This window comes from Methanothrix sp. (assembly GCA_029907715.1).
Classification (GTDB): domain Archaea; phylum Halobacteriota; class Methanosarcinia; order Methanotrichales; family Methanotrichaceae; genus Methanothrix_B.
Genome location: JARYLI010000018.1, coordinates 23,105 through 33,405, shown reverse-complemented (window position 1 = coordinate 33,405; position 10,301 = coordinate 23,105). Strand labels below are relative to the sequence as shown.

At 54.3% G+C, this 10,301-nt stretch carries 12 protein-coding genes and 1 CRISPR repeat array; of the genes, 4 read left to right on the top strand and 8 right to left on the bottom strand.

What is annotated here, in order from left to right:
• Positions 1-40 precede the first annotated feature (40 nt).
• A CRISPR array of direct repeats spans positions 41-1,656; the repeat unit is 37 nt; unit sequence CTTTCAGTTCCCTTTTCATCGGGATTCGCCTTGCAAC.
• Positions 1,657-1,898: 242 nt separating this feature from the next.
• From cas1 to cas4a, 4 genes are read left to right on the top strand one after another with little or no spacing between them, the layout of a single operon-like run.
• Positions 1,899-2,912: a CRISPR-associated endonuclease Cas1 gene (cas1, locus tag QHG98_08865; GenBank protein MDH7597827.1), complete on the top strand. Its 1,014-nt coding sequence runs from the start codon at positions 1,899-1,901 to the stop codon at positions 2,910-2,912.
• A 2-nt stretch (positions 2,913-2,914) separates the two neighbouring features.
• Complete coding sequence (gene cas2, locus QHG98_08860) at positions 2,915-3,193, top strand: CRISPR-associated endonuclease Cas2 (protein ID MDH7597826.1); 279 nt, start codon at positions 2,915-2,917, stop codon at positions 3,191-3,193.
• Between the two features lie 19 nt (positions 3,194-3,212).
• The gene (cas4, locus tag QHG98_08855; protein MDH7597825.1) at positions 3,213-3,788 is read left to right on the top strand and encodes a CRISPR-associated protein Cas4; all 576 of its coding nucleotides are present in this window, start codon (positions 3,213-3,215) and stop codon (positions 3,786-3,788) included.
• A gap of 21 nt (positions 3,789-3,809) precedes the next feature.
• On the top strand, positions 3,810-4,742 hold the full coding sequence (gene cas4a, locus QHG98_08850) for a type I-A CRISPR-associated protein Cas4/Csa1 (protein ID MDH7597824.1): 933 nt from the start codon (positions 3,810-3,812) through the stop codon (positions 4,740-4,742).
• Between the two features lie 316 nt (positions 4,743-5,058).
• Here the strand turns inward: cas4a and QHG98_08845 are convergent, their stop codons facing one another.
• The 8 genes from QHG98_08845 to QHG98_08810 form a co-directional block, all read right to left on the bottom strand.
• Positions 5,059-6,792: an SWIM zinc finger family protein gene (locus QHG98_08845; GenBank protein ID MDH7597823.1), complete on the bottom strand. Its 1,734-nt coding sequence runs from the start codon at positions 6,790-6,792 to the stop codon at positions 5,059-5,061.
• Positions 6,793-6,876: 84 nt separating this feature from the next.
• Positions 6,877-7,992 carry a signal recognition particle-docking protein FtsY gene (gene ftsY / locus QHG98_08840; GenBank protein ID MDH7597822.1) on the bottom strand — a complete coding sequence of 372 codons (1,116 nt, stop codon included), beginning with the start codon at positions 7,990-7,992 and terminating at the stop codon, positions 6,877-6,879.
• Positions 7,982-8,443 carry a prefoldin subunit alpha gene (gene pfdA / locus QHG98_08835; protein ID MDH7597821.1) on the bottom strand — a complete coding sequence of 154 codons (462 nt, stop codon included), beginning with the start codon at positions 8,441-8,443 and terminating at the stop codon, positions 7,982-7,984. The genes ftsY and pfdA overlap by 11 nt, the downstream gene beginning before the upstream one ends.
• Positions 8,433-8,624: a 50S ribosomal protein L18Ae gene (gene rpl18a / locus QHG98_08830; GenBank protein ID MDH7597820.1), complete on the bottom strand. Its 192-nt coding sequence runs from the start codon at positions 8,622-8,624 to the stop codon at positions 8,433-8,435. Before rpl18a ends, pfdA begins: the two co-directional genes overlap by 11 nt.
• 5 nt (positions 8,625-8,629) lie before the next feature.
• Positions 8,630-9,295: a translation initiation factor IF-6 gene (locus tag QHG98_08825; protein ID MDH7597819.1), complete on the bottom strand. Its 666-nt coding sequence runs from the start codon at positions 9,293-9,295 to the stop codon at positions 8,630-8,632.
• Positions 9,285-9,548 carry a 50S ribosomal protein L31e gene (locus QHG98_08820; GenBank protein ID MDH7597818.1) on the bottom strand — a complete coding sequence of 88 codons (264 nt, stop codon included), beginning with the start codon at positions 9,546-9,548 and terminating at the stop codon, positions 9,285-9,287. The genes QHG98_08825 and QHG98_08820 overlap by 11 nt, the downstream gene beginning before the upstream one ends.
• Before the next feature lie 6 nt (positions 9,549-9,554).
• Entirely contained in the window at positions 9,555-9,704 is a 150-nt protein-coding gene (locus QHG98_08815; GenBank protein ID MDH7597817.1) for a 50S ribosomal protein L39e, read from the bottom strand.
• A complete protein-coding gene (locus QHG98_08810) occupies positions 9,701-10,300 on the bottom strand; it encodes a hypothetical protein (protein ID MDH7597816.1) in 600 nt (199 codons plus the stop codon). The genes QHG98_08815 and QHG98_08810 overlap by 4 nt, the downstream gene beginning before the upstream one ends.
• Position 10,301 lies beyond the last annotated feature (1 nt).

Genomic DNA, 10,301 nt, shown 5'->3' with positions numbered 1-10,301 from the left:
AACTTGCAACCCGCCCACCCTCACTGCCCAGCACAGATCACTTTCAGTTCCCTTTTCATCGGGATTCGCCTTGCAACGAGCGTGAAGGCGTATGATAGACTGGAAAGAGATTGCTTTCAGTTCCCTTTTCATCGGGATTCGCCTTGCAACTCTTCTGCCAATTCAAATCACCTTGCCTACCTGGTCTGCTTTCAGTTCCCTTTTCATCGGGATTCGCCTTGCAACACAAGCAAAAAGTGACTGGGTCTAGTCTGAAGGTGTCTCCTTTCAGTTCCCTTTTCATCGGGATTCGCCTTGCAACGCGGAAGATTCATTCACACTCCTCCACTCCAGAGCCAGACTTTCAGTTCCCTTTTCATCGGGATTCGCCTTGCAACACACGGGTCGAGTCTGATCGGTAGCGGGGTACCGAGCTTTCAGTTCCCTTTTCATCGGGATTCGCCTTGCAACTCGATCGTAGCCCGAACCATCCGCGCGGCTTCTTCGACTTTCAGTTCCCTTTTCATCGGGATTCGCCTTGCAACCTAGGATGTAGTACTCATGATCCGTCCTGGCCTCTCCCGCCTCTTTCAGTTCCCTTTTCATCGGGATTCGCCTTGCAACGATCGGCGACCGCATGGAGGGCGGGACGGATTGAGTGCGCTTTCAGTTCCCTTTTCATCGGGATTCGCCTTGCAACAAAGTGAACACTGGAGGATCTGCTGAGTTGTATATCCCTTTCAGTTCCCTTTTCATCGGGATTCGCCTTGCAACACATCGAGTCCCTGGCTATCGTGCGTGGGATGGAGAGCTTTCAGTTCCCTTTTCATCGGGATTCGCCTTGCAACCTCCTGAGAGGTTAGATGATGGTCGTACACTTTACTCTTTCAGTTCCCTTTTCATCGGGATTCGCCTTGCAACTCTGACTATGTTGCGGTGATGGTTGTCGGGCAGACATCACTTTCAGTTCCCTTTTCATCGGGATTCGCCTTGCAACTCATCGACCGGCACCCATCCTGCGCAGACAATGTCGAGCTTTCAGTTCCCTTTTCATCGGGATTCGCCTTGCAACTATCAGAAGGCGAAGGCGTGGACGTACCAGGCTGCTCAGCTTTCAGTTCCCTTTTCATCGGGATTCGCCTTGCAACGTATCTCAACACCACGCGTCACGATACAACCGCTCGACATCTTTCAGTTCCCTTTTCATCGGGATTCGCCTTGCAACGCACGGTGGACGTCCGGACGATATGTCAGGTGATCGTGTCTTTCAGTTCCCTTTTCATCGGGATTCGCCTTGCAACACGCCTACTTCAAGGAGGGTGTGTGGGGTATCGATTGGACCTTTCAGTTCCCTTTTCATCGGGATTCGCCTTGCAACGCTGATCGCACTTGAGAAGCGGTTCCAGCTGGTGTCGACTTTCAGTTCCCTTTTCATCGGGATTCGCCTTGCAACAAGCGTTTTCGCTGTTCAACAAGATCGAGTATGCTACACTTTCAGTTCCCTTTTCATCGGGATTCGCCTTGCAACACGAGGACGAGAAAACACACACCGAAGCGCTCAGACAGCTTTCAGTTCCCTTTTCATCGGGATTCGCCTTGCAACTCAGGTATGAGGAAGAGGTAAAGCTCGATCAGTACGGCTTTCAGTTCCCTTTTCATCGGGATTCGCCTTGCAACAGCCCATATGAGGGGTCTATTTTACATAAATCTTTTGCCGGACAGGTCTGAATTGTGGTGGATTTTCGCCAGGTACCAGGATGTAAGCGGGTATATAAACCCTGGCGAAGGCTGCCATGTGAGTACAGGCGTATCCTTAGAAGCTTCTGGAGCATCTGTAAGCCCATGACCATTCGGGATTGCCTAGAGACTTCATCAATTAAACGAAAATTAATTATAATAGTATCACCAATTTATCAATGATGCCCCGTATAATCCTCTCGGATCGTGGCACATTCCTGGGGAAGACCGGCGAGCAGTTCCGGGTGCTCCGCAGGGACAGGCCTGAAATCCTGATACCTGCACGCAAGGTGGATCAGATCCTCGTGCTCGGATCTGGAATATCAGTCTCATCAGATGCCATAGAGATGGCCAATGAGCTTGGAGTGGAGATCGTATTCGCCAGCTACTACGGAAAACCCCTTGCCAGACTGATACCTGCAACCCTCGGCGGCACGGTCAGGACGAGACGGGAGCAGTACCATGCATATGACGACGAGAGGGGAATTGAGCTCGCCAAGGCATTCATACGCGGAAAGCTGAAGAACCAGGCATCGCTGCTGAAGAGCTTTGCCAAGAAGTGGAAGGCTGAGAGGAGGGATCTGTGGCAGGAGTTCCGTGACAGCTCCAGCGAGATCGAATCTATCATACCGGAGCTTGATGCTGTGAAGGGCAGGCTCGATGATGCACGTGATCTGATAATGGGGCTGGAGGGCAACGCAAGCGAGATCTACTGGCGCACCTGGTCCAAGCTCATACCCGAGTTCTGGAGCTTTCCTGGCAGGAAGTATCCAGCAGCCGGTGACCCGATAAACTCTCTCCTCAACTTCGGCTACTACGTCCTGGAGCAGGAGGTGTGGGCAGCAGTTCTCTATGCAGGCCTCGATCCGTATGCCGGATACCTGCACGCAGATCGCTCCGGACAGGAGAAGCTCGTGTATGATATGATGGAGGAGTTCAGACCACTGGTTGTGGATCGCGTCGTCGTCTCCCTTTCCCGCACGATGTCTCAGGCCCATTTCCAGGATAACTGCAGGATGACAAGGGAGGGCATGAGGATCGCATCATCCGCATTCTACAACCGCCTGGATGAGCGGATCCAGTACCAGGAGAGGAGCCAGCTTCTCAGGAATATAATCCGTTCGCAGGCATCTTCTGTGGCCACATTCCTGAGAGGAGAGCGTCCGCGCTATGAACCATTCACACCGAGATGGTGATCATGGACACAATCATAATTTACGATATCAGCGATGACCTCCTTAGAGCAAGAGTGGCCAGGGTTCTCATGGAGTACGGCTGCATGCGCATCCAGAAGAGTGCTTTCTATGGCTTTCTCAACCACAACACAAGAGATAAGCTTCGCCTCCGCCTTGAGAGGTTGATGCAGGGAGAGGAGGGAAACATCCAGCTCTATCCGATGTGCTCCAGGTGCTTCGGCATGAGAGAGAGCATCGGAGAGCTGTACGAGATCGAGGAGGAGAATGTGAGAGTTATTTAGCAGCATCCATATGATAAGCGTGAGCGATGTAAAGCAGTACCTCTACTGCCCGAAGATAATATACTTCGATCATGTACTTCATGTGCCGAAGCCGCCCGATCAAAAGCTGGACTCAGGCAAGGAGGCACACGAGTCCATCACGGCCAGAGAGAAAAGGAGAAAGGGCGCGGTATTCTACGATCCGGAGCTGGACAGCGCGGAGAAGCTCTTCCGTGTGGAGCTGATGAGTCAGTCTCTCGGTCTGCGCGGTGTTCTCGATTATCTTGTTAAGACCGAGAAGGAGCTTATACCTGTGGACTACAAATTTGGATACTCAAATAACGGCGCAGCATATCTGAACCATAAGTATCAGCTGGTTGCATACGCGCTTCTCGTCGAGGACTGCTTCAGGGCCACAGTCCGCCGGGGATTCATCCACTACAGCAGGGAGCGCCTGAACGTCCGGATAGATATCACAGACGAGCTGCGACGCAGGACCATGAAGACGATCATGGAAATCAGGAGGATTGTTGAGGACGAAACAGAACCAACCCACTCCAGAAATCCTGCCAGATGCACAGACTGCGAGTACAGGCGCTACTGCGAATGTATTTAAAGGTGCATGGGAGGGAGTCAAATGTATTTCTTTTCAGAGGAGGAGAGGAAGTACCTTCTGAAAAAGCTCATACCTGCAGCCCGGGATAGAGGTATAGCTGAGGAGCTGAGAGGCTGGAACTGGTACAGGTCAGAACTCTCACCGCCTCATGATATAACTCTGCCGGTCTGGGAGATCGCAGATAAGTACTGCGAGACTAGGAGAGATGCTTTCCTGAGACATGTTATGAGAGTTGATGTCCCTCCAAGCGTGGAGATGGTCGCCGGGCGGATATACCATCAGGCGATCGCCAGGCTTTTTCCCCTTGCGAAAAGGCTGATCTATTCGCAGGGACTTGATGTCTGTACGTCTCTCGCCCAGATACTCATGGAACGAATGCCAGATGCGATTAAGGAAGCAGAGAAGCAGATGCTGGCTTCTGGCTTATCAGATGCTCCCAGGGAGATCATCGATAACCTCAGAAAGCTCTGGTCTTTCGAGGTCTCGAGAATAGTCTCTGCGATATACACCTACCTCGGAAAGTACCGGTATATAAGCGAGGACTCGCTTGTAAACCATGCTCTTCCATTTGTCGTGGAGCACAAGCTGGATGGCAGGTACCTCGGGCTGAGCAGCAACCTGAGCGCAGATGCGATAAACATGGGAGGGATGATGGTCTGCGACCTGAAGACCGGCCAGAGAATGGACTTCCACAGGCTCTCCGCAACTGGATATGCGCTGGTCTATGAGAGCCTCTACGAGGTGCCAATAAACATCGGCTGCACGGTTTACCTGAGTTTCCCCAAAGGTCACCCGACTCCGCACATCGAGAGGGACTTCTTTATCCTGAGCGACGAGCTCAGGCAGTGGTTTGTGGAGGAGAGGGACGGTATACAGGACATGATATTCTACGAGAGGGAACCTGGAAAATGCTCTGAACGGGAGGAATGCAGATACAGGGAGTACTGTCAGTAGCATTCACAGCAGTGACATCAGACTATTACACTATAGTCCTCTGCGTCACTTCATGTAAATCCATTTAAAATCTAGGCGGATATGTCGCACTTCATAGATTATTTTTTGTAACATAATATTATATCAACTTATGCGGAATACTATAAAAGCTATTGGATATGTCATACTTCATAGACGATTTTATGCAACATACTATATTATAGCAACTTATGAGGAATACTATAAATGTCTCTTCAAAAGCCATTTCAGTATTATGATTCAGAGAGAGAGGGGTATAAAATCGATGACAGTCAGCCAGGCTGTGAACCATAAGAACCTACAGCCCAGCCCTCTCCATCTCCTCCCTCAGCGCAGGGAGTCTCCGGTTGCGCTCGCGGAGATCTAGTATGTATCCGTCCCATTCCTCGCTCTTCCCCGAGCGCTGGCAGAGATCACGCATGCGTATCAGATTTACACATGCCCGCTGGTAGTTGTCCCGTCCGCGCATGCTGATCAGCTTCTCCGCCAGGCCACGGTAGATCTCCAGAGCAGCACCCATGCGCTCGTCCTCCGCTGCCCGTGCAACATTCTCGATGAGATCTGCATCCCATGTCTTGAGAGCATGTCTGCCTAAAAGCATCTTTGCAGATTCTATCGCCCTCTCCATCTCCCCATCGTCCAGATAGATCCTGAGGAGCAGATCATCTCTGCCGCTGGAGATCAGAGGATCAAGCAGCTGCGCTCTCAGATGCTCCCATGCACCGAGCTTCAGGGCGATGTCCCGCACATCCTGATACCTTGAAAACGTAGGTTGAACCAGAAAGAGCCGCCTGCCCAGCTCCAAAGCTCGAGAGAGATCGCCAGTCTCCAGGCACCGGTTTTTGAGCCAGTCCATCATGCTCCAGCTGCCGGTGGCCTCAACCTGCTCCGCAACAAGTCGCTCTGCGATGCCACCATGCCCACGGGCCACGAAGATATCCGCCAGCCTGAGCAGCCTCTTGTTATCCCCTCCTTTCGTCTCGGCGACTGCCTCATCCAGCCGCCCGAGCGAAAGCAGTCGATCCACCAGATGCTCCAGAAGCCCCATCTTCCGGCAGAGCTCAAGGAATTTCTCATCATCCAGATCCTCGCCCTCCAGCTTGAGCAGAAGCTCTCCGCATTTGCGGCGCTGCCAGTCACCCATTGCATCGCCAGCGGATGCTTCCCGAACCCAGGATGCGAAGACACGCCGCTCCTCAGGAGATGCATGCTTTAAGACGATCTCGACCACATCATCGCTCAGCCAGACCCTGCCGAGATCTGTGTCCAAGCTTATGATCTCGAAGAGCGTCCGCAGAATCTCTTCCCTGAGTGCTGTATCATCAGAGCCATCCAGACAGAGTCCCAGCCCCTCAGCACACTCCTGCACCACCTCGCATAGCAGCCCTTCAGCATCCTGGAACTCCTCGTACCTGGAGAGGATCTCCATTACCACCCCGGTGTAAACAGCAGCCGCGCTGGCAGTATCCTCCTGGCTCAGGAATCCGGATCCTGCCTCGAGGATACCCTCCAGCCCACTGGCGATAGCTTCCTCGACACCCCAGCCATAATCGGCGTGCCGGAATACCGCTGCTGCGCGGCTGCGATACACCTCCGGCTTCACAGGCATGTGGCGCCCGCCTTCTGAAGGAGATATCAGCAGCACCTCCAGCTCCGGCCGCTGGGCCAGCATTCGCCTGACAAGCGCAATGAGCTCCTCTCTGCTCATCCGCCCCAGGACCACATCCAGATCCTCGACCTCTCTGAATTCTTCCGGGCGATGAATCCATGTGAGGAGCAATGCGGCGATGTGCTTGCAGTCGCCATCCTCGCCAACCGGACAGGAGCAGTGCGACTCTCCAATCCCATCAGAATCAAATGTGACACGAACCCTGTACGGCTCTGGCTGCGAGCCCTCGCAGCACGCCCTGATCGTCATTCCCTGGAGACGGGCATCGAATACAGCGCCTTCAAGGAAATAGCGGTAGCCGCGCTCGAAGCTCCTGGAGCCCACCAGAACGCGAACATCATCCTCGCTCAGATAGGGAAGCATGATATCGTCTCTTGAGACGATGGTATTTAAGGAAGAGGATAAAAGTGATGTGTCCAGCTGCTGGAGGAAGCGGGTCCTCTCTCCTCAATCGCCCAGCAGCCGCTCAACGAGCCACTCCGGATCGAACTTCACCAGGTCCGGATAGTCCTGGCCCACTCCCAGGAAGATGATCGGCTTTCCTGTGACATGTGCGATCGATATTGCAGACCCGCCTTTCGCATCCGCATCTGTCTTTGTCAGTATCGTGCCCGTGATCGGGACGGACTCGTTGAAGAGCCTGGCCCTCTCTACCGCGTCATTCCCAGCGATCGCCTCGTCCACGAATATGAGCATATCAGGCTTTGTAACCCTCACGATCTTCTTCATCTGGTCCATGAGGTTTATGTTTGTGTGAAGCCTGCCGGCTGTATCTGCAAGCACAACATCCTTCTTATGGGCCTTCGCATACTCGATGGCATCGAATATGACAGCCGCTGGATCCCCACCGGTCTTGTGCTTTATGACCTTCAGATCCAAACGCTGCCCGTGGGTCTCGAGCTGCTCTATTGCCCCTGCCCTGAAGGTATCGCCGGCCGCAAGAACCACAGAGTAGCCGCGATCCCTGAGGTATCTGGCGACCTTCGCTATGCTGGTGGTCTTGCCTGTGCCGTTGACCCCCACGAAAAGGATCTTAACGGGCTTCGGGGCGTTTTTTATGAACTCATCGAAGTCGAAGACATTCTTTGACAGGACCTTGATAAGTGCTGACCGCAGCGCGCTCTCAACCAGATCACCTGTATCAGAGCCGATCTTCTTTCTGCTTCCCACCAGCGAGCTCTTCACGGAGCTCACGATCTCCTCTGCGACAGGCAGCGCCACATCGCTCTCGAGGAGCGCCATCTCCAGACCCCACAGAGGTTCCTCGAGATCCTTCTCATCGAGAATGACCTCCCTCTCGAAGATCAGTGATCTGGCCTTATCCACAATCGATACCCTTGAAGGCTGGACCGCCTCCACCTGTGTCGCCTGTGAGACACCTGATCTGTTCTCAGAGGGCGTTTTTACAGGAAGTTCCGACGGCGCAGGTCTCATCTCCTGCTGAGCTGCAGCCGGCTCTGATCTGTTGCCTATTACGGGTATGCTTCCCGCGGCCTTCTCCAGGATCCTGTTTGTTATTGATTCCTTGAAGCCCGAGAGCTTCTCCTTGAGCTTATTGAACAAACCCTTCGCTCCCACCCTGCTTCTGCAGCTCTCTCTCCAGCCGCTCAAGCGCGGCCTGGATTCTGGCCATCTCCTGCTCGATCTTCGCCAGCGCCTCGTTTATCTTCTTCGAGCTCTCAGATATGGCGTTCCTCCTGGCCCTGAGCATCTCCATCGCCTCTCCAGCAGGCTTCTCCATGGAGACGCCCCCTCCCACATTCACCACGACCTTGTCTTTTGAGGAGAGCTTCGCATAGGCGAACGATCCGGAGCCGATCGGAACGAGCATCTCCTGCCCTTCAGCTGCTTTAGATAAAGCTCCTATGGCACTTATTGCCCTGTCCAGACCCTCTGCGGTCATCTGTATGAGGCCCAGCTCTCTCACGAGAGATTCTGCCTCCGCCTGGTACTGCTGGTATGCGACTATGAGCTGGCGCGCCTGGTTTTCAGGCGACTGTGGCTTACCACTCACCAGCCCTCACCTCATCGATTTTTATCAGGTTGCGCTTCAGACCATGCTTGCTCCCCATCAGAGAGTATGTCCACTCGATGGCGACCCTCTCATTCGGGCAATCCAGAAGCTTGGTGAACTTCTGCCAGACATTGCCGATGAAGCTGGCCTTGTAACGACCGGTTACGATATACTTACCCATATCAATCACTCCAGAAATCCGAGAGCATCCTCAATCCTGCCGAGCTCTGGGCCTGTGGTCTCGAGACCTGCCATATACCCCCGGCTGTTCGCCAGCAGCCCGGAGCCGACGAGCGGAGAGCCGAAGTTTACCGTGCCGACATCGACCGGAAGCCCGAAGAGATCCTCGAGCACGCTTATCTCCTCTGCAGATATCCTGGGATGTGCCAGTATGCCCCTGTTCGTTGCCACGGCCGTCATCCCGACGGTCTTCAGCCCGCCTATGGTGCCCCTGCGCACAACGACTCCGAGCGTTTCGGAGATGACCTCACATGCGCTGTCGCTGAGACCCGGATGGACGAGTGCCGCATTGTCATTTGCAAGTATGACATTCCCCGCAGCGGTTATCTTCCCCGGCAGCCTTGCAACCCTGCCGTGCTCCTCAAGCACCCTGATCTCATCGTCTGTAGCGTACCTGGTCACCACGAAGCCCTCAGAGTTCGCGCATATCAGAGAGCCGAGCACAGAACTGCAGCCGATGACGGTGATCACCGGCTCCACATCCAGGCCTGCGCTGAGCATCTCCACGCTCCGCTTGCTCGCCTCCGGAGGCACCAGCACGAGCGACTCGGTGCACCTGGCAAATACCCCCAGGAGGGAGCTCCCAGCGACCTGTGTGCGTCTATCTGCCACCTGCGAACTCCGCCTCAACTCTGCCATCGTCGAACCTTACCGCCTTCACCCTGATCCTGCATGGGGGTTTCTCATTGCTCCTGGCCCAGATCATCTCATTCAGGGTGTTATCTATGCTGATCTTATCCAGCGGGGCCTTCATGTGCCTGGAGAGATAGCTTTTCAGCTCTGAAACCGCCCTTTTCGCCCTTCTCCACCTCGGCACTCGCTTGACATGCCTCAGTGGAACTGTATATACCTGCTCAACCTCCATAAATGTTCACTCCAACGAGCTCCTTCTCCAGTGGCGCCTCTTCGGGTGTGATACAACCCTGCGCTTCGTCTTCATTATGACCCAGAGAGGCACCCTCTGGTTCTGCCTAAGTGCCTTGGCAAGCCGTATCTTCTTCGGCTTCATCTTCTTGCTCAAAACAACTTCCTCCGAACAACTCTGGAATGCGTGTGATTCGCGGGAAATATCCTGTCGACCTCGCTCTGGCCATACCGCTCTGCGAGCGCATATCTCAGGCCGACCTCAAAATCAGAGGCCGGATACCTGTCGCTTGGCAGCACCTCAAACTCGAGGTATTTGCTGGCCATCTCGTTTATCGCCCTCCAGCCCCAGCCCGCAAGCGGTCTCAGATAATGCATCCTGTGCCTGTCCTCCAGACTCCTTATGGAGCTTGCGGTCATGACCGGAGCTCTGTCATCCCTGCGTGTGCCGTCTGCGACATACTCGCAGCTCTCCGCCAGGACTTCGACAGCGCACATGTGGACGTAGTTCAGGGCGTTGTTCGGGTACCCATCCCGCCTGAGCATCTCGAGGCCCGTCTCCAGAACCTCCCTGTCCAGGATCTCAACCCGATGGGGATGGCCTATGGCCCTAGCTGCCCTTGCAGCCACCTCCCATGCGCTATCATGCCCGAAGCTGAACGTCACAAGCTCGATCTCGTCGAAGAACGGCTCAAGCAGTATCGCAGTCAGCCCGCTATCCTTCCCGCCGCTGAACAGAGTGGTGACCTTCATC

Excerpts from the sequence above, each read along its gene's own strand:
- QHG98_08845 (MDH7597823.1), bottom strand. The coding sequence starts at position 6,792 with ATGCTTCCCTATCTGAGCGAGGATGATGTTCGCGTTCTGGTGGGCTCC.
- QHG98_08820 (MDH7597818.1), bottom strand. The coding sequence starts at position 9,548 with ATGGAGGTTGAGCAGGTATATACAGTTCCACTGAGGCATGTCAAGCGA.
- rpl18a (MDH7597820.1), bottom strand. The coding sequence starts at position 8,624 with ATGGGTAAGTATATCGTAACCGGTCGTTACAAGGCCAGCTTCATCGGC.
- cas1 (MDH7597827.1), top strand. The coding sequence starts at position 1,899 with ATGCCCCGTATAATCCTCTCGGATCGTGGCACATTCCTGGGGAAGACC.
- cas4a (MDH7597824.1), top strand. The coding sequence starts at position 3,810 with ATGTATTTCTTTTCAGAGGAGGAGAGGAAGTACCTTCTGAAAAAGCTC.
- QHG98_08810 (MDH7597816.1), bottom strand. The coding sequence starts at position 10,300 with ATGAAGGTCACCACTCTGTTCAGCGGCGGGAAGGATAGCGGGCTGACT.
- cas2 (MDH7597826.1), top strand. The coding sequence starts at position 2,915 with ATGGACACAATCATAATTTACGATATCAGCGATGACCTCCTTAGAGCA.